Genomic DNA, 17,374 nt, shown 5'->3' on the forward strand with positions numbered 1-17,374 from the left:
ATGCCCGAGTTCTCGTTCACATCACACCCGACCGAAGTCATCCAGTGGGCTTTAGAAACCTACCCTGACCTCACGATGCCCAGCGCATTCAACATCAACGGTGTGGTGCTCATCGACCTGGCCTACAAGGCAGGGTACCGGGGAGAGGTGATCTTCGTTGACACGGGATACCACTTCCACGAAACCCTGCAGACCAGAGATGCACTGCAGGCCCGTTACCCGGAACTGAAGTTCGTGACTCTGAATGCCGGTCTGAGCAACGAGGACACCCAGTACCAGACCGACCCGGATGGCTGTTGTGCCGTTCGCAAGGTTGCCCCTCTGCAGAATTACCTTGCAGAGAAGGCCCCCAGTGCCCTCTTGAACGGACGTTCCCGCGATCAGGCTGACACCCGCAAGGACATTCCTTTTGTGGAAGAAGGCAAACGGACCAAAATCAACCCCCTTGCCTACTGGGACCGCTGCACTTTAGAAGCCTACGTGAACGCCCATGACCTCCCCATCAACCCCCTGTACTGGGACGGTTTTTTAAGCATCGGATGCTGGCCCTGCACCAGAGCCGTGCGCCCCGGAGAAGACGCCAGAGCAGGCCGCTGGGCCGGGCAAGGCAAGACCGAATGCGGACTGTGGGTCGGAGAGAACACGATTTAACCCCTTTAAACCCCCCTTCGCTGCGCTTTTCCCCCCTAACGAGGGGGGGCTTTCCCCGAAAAAGATTTTGAGGAACACCTGAAATGACCAACACCATCGTCAAAAGCAACCTGCCAACCCCCCACGGAGGGGTGCTGATCAACCGCGTTCAGAAGTTTGACGGGGACCTGAGCACCCTGCCAAAAATCGAACTGTCCGAGCGCAACTTTGCCGATCTGGAACTGATCGCCACAGGCGTGTACTCCCCCCTGACCGGATTCATGGGAGAAAAGGACTACCTGAACGTTGTTGAAAACATGCGCCTTGAGGGTGGACTGCCCTGGAGCGTGCCCATCACCCTGGGTGTGTCTCAGGACGTGGCAGATCAGCTTTCTGGTCTGGTCGTGCTGACCCATGGCGGCGAAGCTGTCGGGACCCTCAACATCAGTGAAAAATACGCTGCCCGCAAAGAATGGGAAGCTGGACACGTCTACAAAACCACCGAAGAGGCCCACCCTGGCGTGGCTGCACTCTATGCCCAGGGAGACATCAATCTGGCCGGTGAAGTGACCCTCTTTGAGCTGAACCGTGGGCAGTTTGCCAACCACCACTACACCCCTGCAGAAACCCGCGAGATCTTCGAGACCCGTGGCTGGAAAACTGTGGTGGCGTTCCAGACCAGAAACCCCATTCACCGTGCCCACGAGTACCTGCACAAGGTTGCTCTTGAACTGGTGGATGGTCTGTTCCTGAACCCTCTGGTGGGTGCCACCAAGTCTGACGATGTTCCTGCAGACACCCGCATGGAAGCCTACGAGAAACTGCTGGAGCACTACTACCCCAGAACCCGTGTTTTGCTGGGTGTGTACCCTGCTGCCATGCGTTATGCTGGTCCCCGTGAAGCGATCCTTCACGCCATCAGCCGCCGCAACTACGGCTGCACCCACTTCATCGTGGGCCGTGACCATGCTGGTGTGGGTTCCTACTACGGCACCTACGATGCCCAGGAGATCTTTGGTGCCTACAACCCTGAAGAACTGGGCCTGACCATCCTCAAATTCGAGCACACCTTCTACTGCCAGACCTGCGGACAGATGGTGTCCCCCCGCACCTGCCCCCACGACAGCAAGCACCACCTGATCCTCTCTGGAACCAAGGTGCGCGGCATGCTCCGTGCTGGTGAGAACCTCCCCAGAGAGTTCACCCGCCCAGAAGTGGCAGAGATCCTGCGGGCTGCTTACAACGCCCAGGACTGAGTTTTAACCCTGGGTTTCAAGCTTAAAATTCCACGCTTTCACGCAAATCGTCAAAGGCCAGCAGGTTTCCCTGCTGGCCGAAATCTTGAAGTGGGATCAGAGATGGGTTTTATTTGGCTGGGTTGGGATTGATGATTTTCTTGAAAGAAAAGGTGTGCACCAGGGGCTGGCCATTCACTTCCAGGGCCAGATTGACCGTGAAGGTGCGGCTGTCTTTGACTCCGGTCAGCAGGGGTTTTTGCATCAGACCTGTGTTCTTGGCATTGGGAACCACCAGGGTGGCAGGTGCAAAGAAGTCTTCGTAAGTGTTTCCAGGTTCCACCAAAGTGTTTTTCTGGGGCTCTTTGACTTTGGCGAGGGCAATCTTGTCGTGGTAAAGTCCACCGGTTGCTCCATCAGCATCCGTCATGGTGGACTTGTCCCACAGGATGGTCACCGGATAGATGTCGGTGTTTTTGAGGGTGAAGTACACCCGGTTCACGGCATAAGTGAAGGAATACACCAGGTGGTCCCGGGCCACCAGACGGGTCAGGCTGTTGCCTCCGCTGGAAGTCACCAGCACAAAATCACGCTTGTCTGCTGCGCCAGACTCGCTGAGGCTTTGCTGGGTGGTTTTGGCCGGGGGTTTGGCGGGTGCAGGAGATGTGGCCGTCAATTCAGGGGCGCAGGCCGTCAGGATCAAAAAAAGAGAAAGCGGAACAACAATTTTCATGGAACTCCTTGCCGAAGCAATGGAGGATGGGCATGTTTTTGTGCGTTCATGGCAGGAAAATCTGTGTCATGGTGCAACCTCCATCCTTTGCTGCATTGAAGATAGCATTTCAGAAGTGAGATGGATATGACGGCTGAGACAGCACAGGTCTCAATTCTTGATGAAAGGGCCAACATCAGGTTCCGGTCACACTGCCATCCAGATATTGCCACTGTCCTTCTGTGCGGACAAACCTGCTGTTTTCGCGCATCTGGTGGCGCTGGCCCTGTGCTTTGTATCGGGCAGTGAATTCCACGGTGCCCTCGGTGTCTGTGGGGCCTCCTGAAGTGCTGCCATGGAGGGTCAGGGATTCCCACTGGGTGCTGTCAAGGGCCAGATCAAGGCTTTCAGGACGGGTGTTCTCATGCCATGTGCGGAGCAGGTAAGCCTCGTTTTTGAGCACATAGGCTGTGTAACGGGAGCGCATCAGCTCCTGGGCTGTGATGGCAGTTCTGGTGCCTTCCAGCAAGGGCTGGCAGCACCCCTGATGGGACCGCCCAGATTTGCAGGGACAGGGTTTGAAAGGTGGATAAAACACAGGGGTCATGGCTACTGTCATAACGGTGCAGGGCCGGAGTTGCAATCCAGGGGTATAGCCTGTGCTGCATTTCAGCCCTGCAGGGTGTTTTTTTAAATCATCTCAGGGTGAAGCTGGCTCCGAATTTGGCGTTCCAGCCCACACTGGCTCCGCTGCCAAAGTAGAAGGAAGGTCCAACTTCGCCATAAATGCGCCAGTCAGAGTTCACCAGGTAGTTGTAACCCAGGTTGGCTCCAGCCGTGATGCCTGCGCCGCCTCCAAAGGGAGACCAGTAGTTGGTTTTCCAGGCAAAGCCCAGCTGGGGTGCAGCATACACGTAGCTGGAATCACTGCTCAGGCGGATGGGAACTGCCACATCCAGCTGGTAGGGGCTGGCCGTGAAACGCACTTCGGTGGTGTCTCCCAGGTCGGTGCTGAAGCCCACGTAGACCAGACCAAAGTGAACTTTGTCTGCGGCGAGGGCTGTGCCCAGAGAGCTGGCAATCAGTAAAGCGATCCATTTTTTCATGTGTCCTCCAGAAAGAGAGCAGGTTGCTGCACCCTGAGTTGTGTCCAGGAAAAGAAAAATTCTTTTCACCATCATTCTAATGAAAGAGCGAAGACAGATGCTCTGTGTTCATGTGAAAAAACACCACAAAACGCTCATGAAAGTTGCAGGAATTCTTAAGATCGAATTCAGCTGTGCTGGTCTTGCTCATTTCTGCATGTGGGTTTGCACCGTTTGCAATTCTTCTTGCTTGATCAGGCCCAGGCTGCAGGCGTGCAGGGCCACTTCCAGGGAATCCCTGGCCAGCAGGAAAGGCACCCCCAGCCCCTGAACGTGATGGGCAATGGTCTCTACGGCTTTCTCCCGCTCTGGACCAGGAGTCACGTTGCGGATGTAAACGGCTTTGATTTGCCGGGGAAACTCCTGCACGATCTGCTGGTAAATTTCAGGGTCTTTTTCACCGCTGTCTCCAATCAGCAGGAAGGGCAGATCCGGGTAGGTGTTGAGGATTTCCCGAATGAAACGCAGCTTGTGGCCTTTCTGGTTTTTGAGGTTGAGGGCCCCCCAGTCTTTCAGCACCATGGGTCCCCGGGGAATCTGGTTGATGTCCATGAATTCAGCCAGCAGGTCATAAATGTTCCAGGGGCTGCCTGAAACGTAAAAAATGGGATTCTTTTCGGTGTGAAAAGCGTGGTAAAGGCTGGAGACCCCTTTGAAGGGCAGCCGGGTGTGTGCGTTGGAGAAAATGATCATCATCACCATGCGGAAGATGGCTGTGGCTCCGGTTTGCAGCACGGTGTCGTCCAGGTCGGAGATGATCCCAAAATCGGCGTTGTCTGAGACCAGCACCTCGCCCCGGCATTCGGTGCCGTCTTCGAGTTCCAGGGTGACAAATTGCCAGCCTGGAGGAAGGGGATCAGGCAGGTGGGCGTGGATGTCGTAGAACCCTTCTGAATCGGTTTCGGCATGGAAGGTTTGGTTGCCAATGGTGGCACTGACCTGCACCCCCCGGATTTCATCGCTGGCAAAACGGGCCCACATGTTGCGGAAGTTCCTCCAGCGGCTGCTTTCCTTGCTGGCGGGCAGCAAATTGAAGGCCAGCAAAACCCGGCCCCTGAGGTGCAGGGTGGTGGGTGTCCCGAATCCTCTGTAGGGGACGAGTTGCAGGGGTCTTCTGCGGGGAAGTTTTTTCAGCAACTTGATGATTCTCTGCACATCGGCCTCTTCGGTTCGCGTGACCATTATAAAGACTTTTGATCACCTTTCAAAACACGCCGCAAAACTTGACCCGGGTCTGGATCAAAACGTATACGCGTATACGATTGTGTTAAAGTGGACATACCTATGGATGAAAACCTGAAACGCACCCCCCTGCACCAGAGCCATCTGGCCCTGAAAGCCAGAATGGTTCCTTTTGGTGGCTGGGACATGCCCGTCCAATACACTGGAGTGATCCAGGAGCACCAGGCTGTTCGGGAACATGCTGGCATGTTCGATGTCTCCCACATGGGAGAATTCCGTTTTAAAGGCCCGGATGCCCTGAATTTCCTGCAGGGCATCACCCCCAACGATGTCTCCAAACTGAAACCCGGACGTGCCCAGTACAACATGCTGCCCAGCAACCAGGGCGGCCTCATCGATGACATTTACATCTACTGCATTCAGCCCGATGAGTACCTGATGGTGGTCAATGCTTCCAACATCGACAAGGACTTTGCCCATATTCAGAGTTTGCTGAAAGGTGACCTTGAATTCAGCAATGAATCTGACCAGTGGGGCCTGATTGCCGTGCAGGGACCAAAAGCAGAAGAAATCCTGCAACCCCACATTGACACCGACCTGGGCAAAAAGAAGAAAAACAGTGTGTTCTTTGCACAACTGCTGGGCTTCAACGTGATGCTGGCCCGCACCGGATACACCGGAGAGGACGGCTTTGAAGTGTTCATCAAAGCCGAACAGGCCCCCCAGATCTGGGAAAAGCTGCTGGAACTGGGCATCACCCCTGCAGGTCTGGGGGCCAGAGACACCCTCCGTCTGGAAGCGGGTTTCCCCCTGTATGGCCATGAATTCAATGACACCCTGACCCCCCTGGCCACCCACTACGGCTGGGTGATCAAAGACAAAGACTTTTATGGCAAAGCAGCCCTGACCGGACAGCCCACCCTCCGCAAGCTGGTGGGCCTGACCCTGGAGAAAGTGCCTGCCAGAGAAGGCTACCCTGTCAAAGCTGCAGGAGAGGTGGTCGGGATGGTCACTTCCGGGACCCTCAGCCCCAGCCTCAAAAAACCCATTGCCATGGCTTATGTGGATGTGGCAGCTCTGGACCAGAACCTGACGGTGGAAGTCCGGGGCAAAGACGCTGCGGCCCAGGTGGTGGAGTTGCCCTTTTTAAGCAAGTAAACTGTTCTAAGCAAGTAAACTGTGGAACAGTGAAGCGTCAACTTTTGCAGCAGACCGGCTGCATCTTCAAGGAGTGAAAACATGGAAACCCCCATTGAACTGAAGTACGCCAGAACCCACGAATGGGTTCGCACCGAAGACGACGTGATCACCGTGGGCATCACCGACTATGCACAGGACCAGCTGGGCGATGTGGTGTATGTGGAACTCCCCGAACTGGGCCGCGAGGTCAGCATTGGAGAAGGCGTGGCCGTGGTGGAGTCCGTCAAGACCGCTTCTGACATCTACAGCCCTGCCACTGGCGTGATTGTGGAAGTCAACGAAGCCCTGGGAGACAGCCCCGAGCAGGTCAACGAAAGCCCCTACGAAGGCGGCTGGCTGTTCAAGGTGCGCATCACCGATCTGTCTGATGAACTGGTGGATGCACAGGAATACGAACAATACATGGAGTGAAGCCTCCCATCAAAGCCAGCTTCAAACGAACGACCTCCTCGATTTCAGAGGAGGTTTTTTCTCTTTACCTCAGGCAATGCACCTTATATGATGGTTGGGAGCTGGAAAACCAAAAAATCCGCAAGCCATTTCGTTGATGTGGTTCCCTGAAAGTTGAGGTGTTTGAATGGTATTTGTCATTGAAACGTTGAGGGGTCAAGAAAACATCAAACAAACAGAAAAAACACAAAAAACACAAAAAAACAGGAGGAAACATGGATTTTGATTTTGCAACGCCATTGATTGTGGTGGGACTGGTGGTGCTGGCCCTGGTGCTGCTGGTGGCCATCATCAAGAGCTGCCTGATTGTGGTGCCACCCAACCGGGTGCTGGTGATCTCAGGACGCAAAACCACCCAGGAAAACGGAGACACCGTGGGATACCGGGTGATTCGCGGTGGGCGGGCTTTTCGCATTCCGGTGCTGGAACAGATCAGCTGGATGGACCTGGGCACCATCCCACTGGAGCTCACCGTGCAGAACGCTTTCTCCAAAGGGGGCATCCCTCTGACTGTGCACGCTGTGGCCAACGTCAAGGTGAATGCCAGAGAACCTTACCTTTCCAATGCCATCGAGCGCTTTCTCAACACCTCCTCCAGCCAGTTGACCCAGATCACCAAAGACACTTTAGAGGGCAACCTGCGTGGGGTGATTGCCACCCTGACCCCCGAGGAGATCAACGAGGACCGCCTGCGTTTTGCGGCTGCCCTGATCGAGGAAGCTGAACATGACATGTTCAAAATCGGCATGCAGCTGGACACCCTGAAGATTCAGAACGTGTCGGATGAAGCCGGGTACCTGAAATCCATTGGTCGCACACGCACCGCTGAGGTGCTCAAAGAAGCCCGCATTGCCGAAGCAGAACGCAATGCAGAAGCCATTCAGGCTGAGGCAGGCGCACAGCAGCGTTCGCAGGTCACCCAGGTGGCTTCCCAGCGCACCATTCTGGAAGAACAGAACCGCCTGGCGGTGCGTCAGGTGGAATTGGAAGCCGAACAGAAAACCCGCCGCAGCCAGGTGGAATACGAAGCTGAACTGGGCAAGGTCAGGGCACAGCAAACCTACGAACAGGAACGCATGGCCCTGGAAGCCGAACTGCGCCGCAAAAAAGCCGAAACCGAACGGGATGCCAAGGTTGCAGAAGCAGAGCGCAATGCCGATGCTGCAGAAGTGGAAGCCCGATCCAAACAGCGTGCCCAGATCACCCAGGCGCAGGCCCAGCAGGCCGTTGCTGAGGAACAGAACAAGTTGCGGGTGCGCACTGCCGAGTTGGGTGCCATTGCCGCTTCCAAGGAAAATCAGGCAAAGGTGGCTGCAGAGCAGGCCCGCGTGGTGGCAGAACAACAACTGGAACAGGAACGCATCCTGCTGAACCAGAAAAAATACGAGGCAGACATTGTGGCCCCGGCCCGTGCCCAGCGCGAAGCCCGCATGCTGGAAGCCCAGGCTGCTGCTGCACCCATCATTGAAGAAGGGAAAGCCAAATCCGAAGCATTCCGCCTGATGGTTGAAGCCTTCAAAGCAGCAGGCACTGAGGGTGAAAAGGCGTTTGTGCTGAACATGCTGCCCTCTGTGATCCAGCAATTTGCAGAAGCTGTGCGTGAAGTGAAAATTGACAAACTGAGCGTGATTGATTCGGGGAATGGGCAGGGTTTCCAGTCTGCCCTGCACAACATGCCCAGAGGCATCCTCAGCCTGCTGGAGCAAGTGGAAACCGCCACTGGTGTGGATTTGCTGGCTGCGCTTAAAGGGGGCAGTGAAAAAACAGCAGAGGTGGTCGCTTCAACTTCTTCAAGTCAGAGCTGAGCTCCATTGCACAAAACAATCCCAAAAAGAGGCCAGCACGCAAATGCTGGTCTCTTTTTGCTGGATCACTTTCTTAAATGGATCACTTCAGGGTTTTCAGGTAGGCCTGGATGTTGGCGATTTGCTTGTCGGTGAATTTGAACTGGGGCATGGGGGGTTTCAGTTTCTTGCCCTTGTCATCAATCCCCTTGATCAGGGCACGCTTGAACAGGTTGAACTTCCATTTGGCTGCGTCTCCTGCCAGTTTGGGTCCCACCATACCCTCAGCTTTGGCTCCGTGGCACCCAGAACAATTGGTCTGGTAAAGGGTTTTTCCTGCTTTGGCATCTCCCTTGGGGGTGGCTGCCAGGGCTGCAGAAGCGAGCAGTGTGCATCCAATCAGCAAGACATGTTTCATAAAGCCTCCTTTAGCCATCATGAACCTTTTTGTGCACAGTCCAGATGAAATTCATCCTAAGATGTCCCTATGGACCCTTTAACCACACTGTCCGGGCTGGGCCTGAGCTGGCTCAGCGGCCTGAGGCTGTACATGGTGCTGTTTCTGGTTGGACTGGCTGACCTGCTGAACTGGGTGACCCTTCCAGCAGGGATGGGCCTGCTGAGCAGCCCTTATGTGCTGGTTGCCACGGGTTTGATGGTGCTCGTTGAGTTCTTTGCAGACAAGGTGCCCTGGGTGGATTCCACCTGGGACACGGTGCACACCTTCATCCGTTTGCCGGTTGCTGGCTGGATTGCAGCCCAGTTTGCCCCTCCGGGCGACGCCACCTCTGTAAATTACGCTCTGGGCATTCTGGGAGGCACGGTGGCAGCCACCAGCCACTTTGCCAAGGCCAGCGCCCGGGCCACCGTCAACGCCAGCCCGGAGCCTTTCAGCAACTGGGGCCTGAGCCTCTTTGAGGACCTCTTGACCCCCAGTTTGCTGTACCTGATTTACCAGTACCCTTACCTTGCTGCAGGCATCATCGGGGTGCTGGTGCTGTTGTGTGTGCTCATTGTGGTGATGTTCTGGAAGATGCTCAAGCGCATTTTCGGAGGGCAGCGCAGACCTAGAGCTGTATGATTCAGGATGCTGTGCCTGCAAAAATCAGAAAGCAACCTCTGAGAACTCAAACTTTTCGCAGAACAGGCTGATGAATTTTCCCTGATCGTCCTTGATGGTGTAGAGCATTTCATCTGGGTTGTCATGGTGCTGCGGATAAATCATCAGCAAAGGGCTGAAAGGCAGCACCAGAGGAGAGGCCAACACCTGCAATTGCTGCACCCCCAGACAGATCAGGTGGCGGTCCTGAAAGCGTATGGTGACCACCAGACCCAGAATGGCGTCAGAACGGAAATCCAGCCCCAGAATTTCAGGTTTTTGCTGCAGGAAGGTGTCCATGCTTCAGCATAAACCCTCATGACTTTGCTTTGGCTTCCCCTGTGAAAGTCACACATTTGTGCTTCTGCTGCCAGTAAGATGACTTTGTTTATAGACAGGAGGAACCTATGACCCGAGTGATTGTGACGGGAGGCAGTGGCAAGGCAGGACGGGCCTGCATCCGGGATTTGCTGGAGCATGGCTTTGATGTGATCAACATTGATCTGGTGGTGCCCACAGAACCCCTCTGTCTCACCGTGCTGGCAGACCTCACCGATTTTGGTCAGACCCTGGAGGTGCTTTCCGGGGTGGATGACCGGTACAACGGCATTGATGCTGTGGTGCATCTGGCGGCCATTCCTGCGCCTGGGCTGCATCCCAACGCCCACACCTTCAAAGTGAATGCCCTGAGCACCTACAACATTTTTGAAGCCGCCCGCAAATTGCAGATCAAAAATGTGGTGTGGGCCTCCAGTGAAACCGTGCTGGGCTTGCCTTTTGATCAGCCTCCGGTTTATGTGCCTGTGGATGAGGAGGTGCCACCCCGGCCTGAATCTGCCTATTCCCTCTCCAAACTGGTGGGTGAAGTCATGGCAGAGCAATTCTGCCGCTGGGATCCGGACCTGAAAATCATAGGCTTGCGGTTTTCCAACGTGATGGAGCCACAAGACTATGCCCAGTTTCCTGATTTTGAGCAGGATGCTCGAAAAAGAAAATGGAACCTGTGGGCTTACATTGATGCCAGAGATGCCGCCCAGGCCGTCCGAAAGGCCCTGGAAGCCCCCCTGAAGGGCGCAGAGGTGTTCATCATTGCCAACGACAACACGGTGATGCAGAGGAGCAATGCAGAACTGATGGCAGAAGTTTTCCCGGGTGTGGAAGCCAGAACAGACCTGCAAAACCAGGACACCCTGCTGGCCATCGAGAAAGCCAGAAAGCTGCTGGGGTACCATCCTGAGCACAACTGGCACAAGCCTGACTGATCTTCTGTATACAGAGCAAGATCTGCAGCAGGATTCCAGCATGTACACTCTCTGTATGATGGTTTCACCTCTTCTGCTGACCGAATCTTTTCAAAATGCACTGGATTATGCTTACATCCTGCATCGTGGGCAAACCCGCAAAGGCCCTGAAGCCATTCCCTACCTGGGACACCTGCTGGGTGTGTCCAGCCTGGTGATTGAGCATGGAGGCAATGAAACCGAGGCCATTGCTGCCCTGCTGCATGACAGCATCGAAGATGTGGGAGAGGAAATCATTCCAGAGCTTCTGGCCCGTTTTGGCAGCGAGGTGCTGGACATTGTGCTGGGTTGCACCGACGCTTCCAGAGAGGCCAAATCCCGGGTGAAAGATGCCCGTGCAGACTGGCTGGACCGCAAAGAGCGTTATGTGCAGTCCATTCCAGAGAAAACAGAGGCCACCCGACTGGTGTCTCTGGCAGACAAGGTGTACAACGCCCGCTCCATTCAGGAGGATTACCGGGACATGGGAGATGCCCTGTGGAGCAGGTTCACGGCAGGAAAATGGGGCACCCTGTGGTATTACCGCATGCTGACCGAGGCCTTCAGAAAGACCTCCAGTGACAGCCATCCCAGGTACCAGCGTCTGGTCAAGCTGCTGGTGCGCACCACCCAGGACACCGAGCGCCTGCTGGGGGTCAGCGATTATGGTGCAGGAGAGTTCAAACAGCACTTCCTGCGCATGTGAGGGTGCATGTGCAGGTCAGTGGGGGAGGGTCTTTTCGATCCTGCGGTCAGGAATCAGCCACATCAGGGCCACCAGCACATACATCAGATCCCCCAGCAAGGGCTGAACCAGCGACAGCAGGATCCCTGCAATGTACAGCACGGGTGAAATTTTCCCCTTGAAGTCTTTGCCCGTGGCCTGTCTGAGCACAGAACCCTCGCCCTGAGAACGGATGATGGTGTTTTGCAGGACCATGTAGGCAACAGCTGACATCAACAAAGAAAACCCATACACCACCCCCGTCACGCTGCTGAGGGGGTGTTCTCCCATCCAGCTGGTGGTGAACGGGATCAGGGACAGCCAGAACAGCAAATGAATGTTGGCCCACAGAACCGGTCCATTGACGTGATGCACGGTGTGCAGCATGTGGTGGTGGTTGTTCCAGTAAATGGCAACATACACAAAACTCAGCAGGTAACTGCAGAAGATGGGCAACTGGTCTTTCAGGCCTTCCCAGGTGGCTTCGTGGGGTGCCCTGAGTTCGAGCACCATGATGGTGATGATGATGGCCAGGACCCCATCGCTGAAGGCTTCCAGTCGGTTTTTTTGCATGCGCTCCCCCTGATTCTGGACGTGTCCAGATGCTCTGCAGCCATTGTACCCGTGCTGTACCCGTGTGAGACCTGTGCACACCTGACTGGCTTCTGTAGGGGTGGAGTGTCAAACTGCAGGCATGGCCAGATACCGTTCTTTCGGCAACCCGGATGTGCACCTCAACATCGACCTGATCCTGAAAATCACTGTGCGGGACAATCAGCTGATGCCTGGAGAAGGGCTGCATGCAGTCAGTGGAGAATTCCGCTGCCTGATTGAAGCGCATTTTCTGGGAGGGGAGACTTTGCTGCTGGCGAATTTCCCCAGTGGCACAGACCGCCTGATCATAGAGGCGAAACTGCAGGAGCTTCTGGTGCAGCTGACCTGATCTGTGGAAAAGGAAGCAGGGAAACCAGACCCCTGCTCCTGTCACAGTACTGAGGTCAAAACCGCCAATTGGTGTTTGATCTGTGATTTCTGACGGAAAGTAATTTTATACTGTTAACTGTGAACCGTCCGCAGATTCTGAAATTGCCAGCGAACCAACGTGAAATCTCCCAGGGACCTGGTAAGTACTCTGTTCGCCTGAGTCTGGATCTGTTTGCACCGCAGGACCTCGAGTTTGTGCATGAGCTTTCCAGAGGCGAAGGGCATTTCACCCCCATCGATTCTGAGGGCAATCCTTTTCCGGTGCCCAAACCCCTGCCAGCCAGCCCTGAAGAGTGGATCATGCTGCTGAAACTGGTGCACGATTCCCAGCTCAAGTTGCTGGAAAGCCTGCAGCCTCAGCTGGACAGTGCCCGCCAGAAGCTTCAGGAACTGCGGGCGATTGCCTCAGATGAAGCCTTCTTCCTGGCGTATGACCCTTTCAATGATCTGGAGCAGTACAAAGAACTGCTGAAAATCTATGCACCAGACTTTGTGGCGCTCAAACAGAGTGTGGACCAGCGTCGCTGGAACATTTTCATGGGCTACATTCGCAAGCTGGACCACGAAAACCGCGAATGGGTCAGGGAGCACGGCTCAGAGGAGCTGCAAGAAAAAGTGCAATTGATTTCGGCCTCGATGTATTTTTTCAGCACCGTTCGGGAGCAGATGTTTCCAGAGCAGGAATACCGGGTGGGTTTCTACGATGCCCAGTTTGGTTTTCCCATGCGCCAGGAGCCGTTTCAGCAGTATGTGATGGAGCGGGTGGCGCACGATTACCCTTATGGCATTTACACCGATGGCAGGTATCAATTTGTGGATCCTTCAGACCAGTTGCTGCCGGACCTGAGTGGTTTTCCTTCGGGCCAGTGGGTGCGCCTGACGGGATACCCCCATGACCTGCCTGTGACGGGGAAAAGGTCTTTTCTGGACCTGATGATTTCCTCCTTTCTGGCCGAACAGTTTTACTGTGTGCGCATCAAAACACCCGTGGGGGAGGTGTTGTACCCCCAGAAGCCCCTGCCCACCCTGGTGGACCATGTCTGGCATTTCTTCATCAACCCCGAGTGCCGCAGCCTGAAAGCCAGTGAAGAGTTTGGGGTCAACGAGTTCCTGATCTACACCTTTCTGGATCCGGTCACCTTTGAGCAACTCAAGGGGGACCGGGAAATCAGCATTGAGATGCCGATGTTCACCAAGGTCAATGCCGATTTCAAACTCAAGCTGTTCCTGATGACCCGCATGGAACCGCAGGGCAAGGTGGTGTCTTTCAAGCTGGTGATTCATGCTCCAGAAGGCAGCCATGAGGTGGTCTCTGAGGGCTCTTACCCGTTCAGCCAGATGTATTACCACCGCTACATTGTGTTCAATTTTGATGGTTCTCTGTTCTGAGCTGGACCCTGCAGAAACCGAAAAAATCCTGGATGGACAGGCCAACAGCTGGCCTATTTTTTGTTCAGAACGAAAATCCCATGCTGATTTCTGTGCTGCGAGAACATTTGTAACAAAACATCCACACTTGACAGCAGGGTGTTATGCTGATGAGCAAGATGATGACACTGATCTGGGTGTTGTTCGTGCTGGTCGTGTGTAGCTTGCTGCTCTTCAATGTGAACCTGTGGGAAAAAGTGTTTGATGAATTCAGACGCGCTTTCCGTCCTGCGCCACGCCGGGCCAGAAAAAGCCGCTGAAATTTCTATGACCTCAGGACCAGATTCCGCTCTGGTCCTTTTTTTGTCGTGGTTGCCTGAGGTCTGGCAGATTGCCCTGCAGAATGTTAGACTCAGTCTAATACCGGCAGTGGGGTGGAATGTGAGCATCAGTGCAGACCAGAAAAGTGCAGGCCCAGAAGCAAACCCGAAAACCGCAAACCTGAAAATACCAGGCAACCGCATCGACACCCTCCGGCCTGATGCTCCAGAATTGGCTCAGCCTGGGCCCTGGGACGTGGGGGTGCAGACCCTGCACCTGATGGATCCCTGGAGACCCGATGTGGTGAATTCCACCTCTGAGCTGCAGTTTTCCCCCAGAAACCTGACCCTGGAGGTCTGGTACCCAGCCCAGCTTTCTGCTGGACAGGAGCGGGGTGAGGCCTACCACACGGTGCTGCGCGATGGAAAAACCCCCATTGTGCTCCACGGAAAGGCGGTCAGAGAGGCCCAGCCTGCTGCTGAAATGTTTCCTCTGGTGATCCTGACCCACGGCTACCCTGGAAACCGTTTTCTGATGGCCCACCTGGGAGAAAACCTGGCCAGCAAAGGGCATGTGGTGGTGTCCATTGACCACACCGACAGCACCTACAGCGACCTCTCGGTCTTTTCCAGCACCCTGTACAACCGCCCCCTGGACCAGCTTTTTGTATTGCAGGAAATCACCCGTCTGGGAGAACAGGGCAGCCTGTTTTCCAATCTGGCAGACACCGATCGGGTGGCCCTGATTGGCTACTCGATGGGAGGATATGGTGTTCTCAACAACCTGGGAGCAGGTTTCAGTGATGCGGCTGTGTTTTCTCCAGTGGCTCCACCTTTCGAGTTGCTGAAACAAAGGGCGCACAGCAACCCTGAGTACCCTGCCAGTCTGGACCGACGCATCAAAGCCGCCATGGCCATTGCACCCTGGGGCATGAATTATGGCCTCTGGGAGCAACAGGCTTTTGCCAGCATCCAGACCCCCCTGTTCCTGATGGGAGGCACCCTGGATGAGGTGGCAGGCTACGAAAACGGAGCCAGAGCCATTTACCAGAATGCCATCAACACAACAAGGCACCTGCTGACCTTTGAAAATGCCAACCACAATGTGGCTGCTCCCATGCCTGCCCCGCTGGAAGCCTGGGCAGATCCCGAAGATTTCAGGCATTATGCAGATCCTGTCTGGGACACGGTGCGCATGAACAACATCCTGCAGCACTTTGCCACTGCTTTTCTGGCTTTGCACCTGAAAGGGGACCAGGAAATGGCTGCTTATCTGGATGCCAGCTTCAAGGGATTCAAGGAAAGTGGAAAAGCTGGATTGAAACTGGAATAAGTGCTTCCTGACCCGCTGACCCTCCTGCACCTCAGGAGGGTTTTTGTGTGCTGAAAAATTGCAGAAAAGGGCCTTTTCGGTCAGGGATTTTGCAGGAATGGGTTTTTTGTGAACCGATATGAGGCTCTGGGGTTTCATTTTTTTTCTGTAAAGTGCATTTTCTGAACCAGCAGGGGATTCCCGACATGAAATTTGGAAACAATGAAAACAATATGCTGCATCTGGTTATTATTATTTACTTTATTTGTAAATGCAGTTTTGATTATTGACAAATACCTGCAATATGGTTAAAAATCTGTATACACTTATGCAACTTGATGAACTGGATCGCAAGATTCTGGATGTGTTACAGCATGACGCAAGAAGCACCTTGCAGGACATTGCCCGTCAGGTGGGTTTAAGCGCCCCCGGACTGCAGAAGCGCCTGACCAAGCTGGAAAACTCTGGCCTGATTCTGGGCCACCACACCCTGCTGAACCGGGACATTCTGGGCTACGACCTGCTGTGTTTTGTGCAGGTGCACCTCAGCCACCATGAACTCTCCAGGGTGCACCAGTTCAGAGAGGCCGTGCAGCACATGTCCCAGGTGCTGGAATGCTACCACCTCACCGGAGACACCGACTATTTGCTGAAAGTGGTGGCCAGAAACCGCAAAGACCTTGAGCATTTTCTGGTGGAGGTGCTCACCCCTGCGCCCGGCGTGGACCGCATCCGCACCAGTCTGGTTTTAAACGAAGTCAAAGCCACCACCGCCCTGCCCCTCACCCCCGAACCCTGATCCCAGAATGATCTTCTCTCAAGGAGGAACCCCATGACCCAGCTTGCCAGCCGCCCCATGAACGAGGAAGCCGATTTTTTAAAACTGAAAAATGTTGACCACGTGCACTTCTGGGTGGGCAACGCCAAACAGGCCATGTTCTATTACTGGAAAGGCTACGGCTTCAAACCTGTGGCTTACTCTGGTCTGGAAACCGGCAACCGGGAATGCGCCAGTTACGTGCTGGAAAGCGGAAAAATCCGTCTGGTGGTCAGCGCCCCTTACGGACCCACCAGTGAAATCGCAGCCCATCAGCACCTGCATGGAGATGGCGTGAAAACCATTGCTCTGGGCGTGGACGATGTGGACCAGGCCTACAGGGCCACCACCGAACGTGGAGCCAAATCCGCCTGGGCTCCCCGCACCGAAAAAGACGAACACGGTGAGTACCGCACCGCAGCCATCTACACCTATGGTGAAACCCTGCACGTCTTCGTGGACCGCAAGGATTACCACGGGGCCTTTGCTCCTGGCTACAAAGCCCTTCCAGAGATGCCTGTAGAACCCACCGGCCTGGCTGCCGTGGATCACATTGTGGGCAACGTGCAACTGGGCAAGATGGAGCACTGGGTCAAGTACTACCACCAGGTGATGGGTTTCCGGCAACTGATGCACTTCGATGACGACGACATCTCCACGGAATACAGCGCCCTGATGAGCAAGGTCATGAGCGACGGGCGCATCAAATTTCCCATCAACGAGCCTGCAGATGGAAAACGCAAGAGCCAGATTGAAGAGTACCTGGATTACTACATGACCCCCGGAGTGCAACACCTGGCCCTGATCACCAGGGACATCCTGGGCACCGTGCGCAAACTGCGCGACAACGGCATCGAGTTCCTGCGGGTTCCAGACGCCTATTATGATGCCCTCCCAGAGCGGGTGGGCCAGATCAAAGAAGACATGGACACCATCCGGGAACTCGGGATTCTGGTGGACCGGGACGATGAAGGCTACCTGCTGCAGATCTTCTCCAGACCTGTGCAGGACCGCCCCACCGTGTTTTTCGAGATCATTCAGAGACATGGGTCCAGAGGCTTCGGGAAAGGCAACTTCCAGGCCCTCTTTGAAGCGCTGGAAATCGAGCAGGACCGCCGCGGAAACCTCTGAG

Annotated in this window: 21 protein-coding genes; 14 read left to right on the top strand and 7 right to left on the bottom strand. The window is 54.9% G+C overall.

Annotated features, from left to right (window positions below):
• Together IEY52_RS10520 and sat are read left to right on the top strand one after the other, a co-directional pair.
• Window positions 1-651 (top strand): phosphoadenylyl-sulfate reductase, encoded by a 651-nt coding sequence (locus IEY52_RS10520; RefSeq protein WP_229684723.1) that lies wholly within the window; start codon window positions 1-3, stop codon window positions 649-651.
• Window positions 652-734: 83 nt separating this feature from the next.
• The gene (sat, locus tag IEY52_RS10525; RefSeq protein WP_189002640.1) at window positions 735-1,886 is read left to right on the top strand and encodes a sulfate adenylyltransferase; all 1,152 of its coding nucleotides are present in this window, start codon (window positions 735-737) and stop codon (window positions 1,884-1,886) included.
• A gap of 109 nt (window positions 1,887-1,995) precedes the next feature.
• Here sat and IEY52_RS10530 read toward each other — a convergent pair whose 3' ends face one another.
• From IEY52_RS10530 to IEY52_RS10545, 4 genes are all read right to left on the bottom strand, one after another.
• Window positions 1,996-2,598, bottom strand: a complete 603-nt coding sequence (locus tag IEY52_RS10530; protein WP_189002641.1) for a hypothetical protein — start codon at window positions 2,596-2,598, stop codon at window positions 1,996-1,998.
• 175 nt (window positions 2,599-2,773) lie between these two features.
• The gene (locus IEY52_RS10535; RefSeq protein WP_308425010.1) at window positions 2,774-3,196 is read right to left on the bottom strand and encodes a YchJ family protein; all 423 of its coding nucleotides are present in this window, start codon (window positions 3,194-3,196) and stop codon (window positions 2,774-2,776) included.
• A 76-nt stretch (window positions 3,197-3,272) separates the two neighbouring features.
• Window positions 3,273-3,683: a hypothetical protein gene (locus tag IEY52_RS10540; RefSeq protein WP_189002643.1), complete on the bottom strand. Its 411-nt coding sequence runs from the start codon at window positions 3,681-3,683 to the stop codon at window positions 3,273-3,275.
• Between the two features lie 186 nt (window positions 3,684-3,869).
• Window positions 3,870-4,904 carry an App1 family protein phosphatidate phosphatase gene (locus tag IEY52_RS10545; RefSeq protein WP_189002644.1) on the bottom strand — a complete coding sequence of 345 codons (1,035 nt, stop codon included), beginning with the start codon at window positions 4,902-4,904 and terminating at the stop codon, window positions 3,870-3,872.
• 102 nt (window positions 4,905-5,006) lie between these two features.
• Between IEY52_RS10545 and gcvT the strand changes: the two genes are divergently transcribed.
• From gcvT to IEY52_RS10560, 3 genes are all read left to right on the top strand, one after another.
• Window positions 5,007-6,062: a glycine cleavage system aminomethyltransferase GcvT gene (gene gcvT / locus IEY52_RS10550; RefSeq protein WP_189002645.1), complete on the top strand. Its 1,056-nt coding sequence runs from the start codon at window positions 5,007-5,009 to the stop codon at window positions 6,060-6,062.
• 81 nt (window positions 6,063-6,143) lie between these two features.
• Complete coding sequence (gcvH, locus tag IEY52_RS10555; protein ID WP_189002646.1) at window positions 6,144-6,515, top strand: glycine cleavage system protein GcvH; 372 nt, start codon at window positions 6,144-6,146, stop codon at window positions 6,513-6,515.
• 254 nt (window positions 6,516-6,769) lie between these two features.
• Window positions 6,770-8,359: a flotillin family protein gene (locus IEY52_RS10560; protein WP_189002647.1), complete on the top strand. Its 1,590-nt coding sequence runs from the start codon at window positions 6,770-6,772 to the stop codon at window positions 8,357-8,359.
• A gap of 82 nt (window positions 8,360-8,441) precedes the next feature.
• On the opposite strand, the gene IEY52_RS10565 is transcribed toward IEY52_RS10560, so the two are convergent.
• Complete coding sequence (locus tag IEY52_RS10565) at window positions 8,442-8,756, bottom strand: c-type cytochrome (protein WP_189002648.1); 315 nt, start codon at window positions 8,754-8,756, stop codon at window positions 8,442-8,444.
• 69 nt (window positions 8,757-8,825) lie between these two features.
• On the opposite strand from IEY52_RS10565, the gene IEY52_RS10570 reads away from it, so the two are divergent.
• The gene (locus tag IEY52_RS10570; RefSeq protein WP_189002649.1) at window positions 8,826-9,419 is read left to right on the top strand and encodes a DUF4126 domain-containing protein; all 594 of its coding nucleotides are present in this window, start codon (window positions 8,826-8,828) and stop codon (window positions 9,417-9,419) included.
• A 24-nt stretch (window positions 9,420-9,443) separates the two neighbouring features.
• On the opposite strand, the gene IEY52_RS10575 is transcribed toward IEY52_RS10570, so the two are convergent.
• Window positions 9,444-9,737, bottom strand: coding sequence for a hypothetical protein (locus tag IEY52_RS10575; protein WP_189002650.1), 294 nt, complete (start codon window positions 9,735-9,737; stop codon window positions 9,444-9,446).
• Window positions 9,738-9,844: 107 nt separating this feature from the next.
• Here IEY52_RS10575 and IEY52_RS10580 point away from each other — a divergent pair, with 107 nt between their 5' ends.
• Both IEY52_RS10580 and IEY52_RS10585 read left to right on the top strand, forming a co-directional pair.
• A complete protein-coding gene (locus tag IEY52_RS10580; RefSeq protein WP_189002651.1) occupies window positions 9,845-10,699 on the top strand; it encodes an NAD-dependent epimerase/dehydratase family protein in 855 nt (284 codons plus the stop codon).
• Window positions 10,700-10,754: 55 nt separating this feature from the next.
• Window positions 10,755-11,423, top strand: a complete 669-nt coding sequence (locus tag IEY52_RS10585; protein WP_229684725.1) for an HD domain-containing protein — start codon at window positions 10,755-10,757, stop codon at window positions 11,421-11,423.
• Between the two features lie 15 nt (window positions 11,424-11,438).
• Here the strand turns inward: IEY52_RS10585 and IEY52_RS10590 are convergent, their stop codons facing one another.
• Window positions 11,439-12,014 carry a TMEM175 family protein gene (locus tag IEY52_RS10590; protein WP_189002652.1) on the bottom strand — a complete coding sequence of 192 codons (576 nt, stop codon included), beginning with the start codon at window positions 12,012-12,014 and terminating at the stop codon, window positions 11,439-11,441.
• Between the two features lie 121 nt (window positions 12,015-12,135).
• Here IEY52_RS10590 and IEY52_RS10595 point away from each other — a divergent pair, with 121 nt between their 5' ends.
• The 6 genes from IEY52_RS10595 to hppD all read left to right on the top strand — a co-directional run bounded on the left by IEY52_RS10595 (window position 12,136) and on the right by hppD (window position 17,373).
• Window positions 12,136-12,384, top strand: coding sequence for a hypothetical protein (locus IEY52_RS10595; RefSeq protein ID WP_189002653.1), 249 nt, complete (start codon window positions 12,136-12,138; stop codon window positions 12,382-12,384).
• Window positions 12,385-12,503: 119 nt separating this feature from the next.
• Complete coding sequence (locus tag IEY52_RS10600) at window positions 12,504-13,814, top strand: hypothetical protein (protein ID WP_189002654.1); 1,311 nt, start codon at window positions 12,504-12,506, stop codon at window positions 13,812-13,814.
• 158 nt (window positions 13,815-13,972) lie between these two features.
• The gene (locus tag IEY52_RS10605) at window positions 13,973-14,113 is read left to right on the top strand and encodes a hypothetical protein (RefSeq protein ID WP_189002655.1); all 141 of its coding nucleotides are present in this window, start codon (window positions 13,973-13,975) and stop codon (window positions 14,111-14,113) included.
• 121 nt (window positions 14,114-14,234) lie between these two features.
• The gene (locus IEY52_RS10610) at window positions 14,235-15,446 is read left to right on the top strand and encodes an alpha/beta hydrolase family protein (protein ID WP_189002656.1); all 1,212 of its coding nucleotides are present in this window, start codon (window positions 14,235-14,237) and stop codon (window positions 15,444-15,446) included.
• A gap of 307 nt (window positions 15,447-15,753) precedes the next feature.
• Entirely contained in the window at window positions 15,754-16,224 is a 471-nt protein-coding gene (locus IEY52_RS10615; RefSeq protein WP_229684726.1) for an Lrp/AsnC family transcriptional regulator, read from the top strand.
• Between the two features lie 33 nt (window positions 16,225-16,257).
• The gene (gene hppD, locus IEY52_RS10620) at window positions 16,258-17,373 is read left to right on the top strand and encodes a 4-hydroxyphenylpyruvate dioxygenase (RefSeq protein ID WP_229684727.1); all 1,116 of its coding nucleotides are present in this window, start codon (window positions 16,258-16,260) and stop codon (window positions 17,371-17,373) included.
• Window position 17,374: the final 1 nt, after the last annotated feature.

It is taken from the genome of Deinococcus roseus (genome assembly GCF_014646895.1).
GTDB classification, from domain to species: Bacteria; Deinococcota; Deinococci; order Deinococcales; family Deinococcaceae; genus Deinococcus_C; species Deinococcus_C roseus.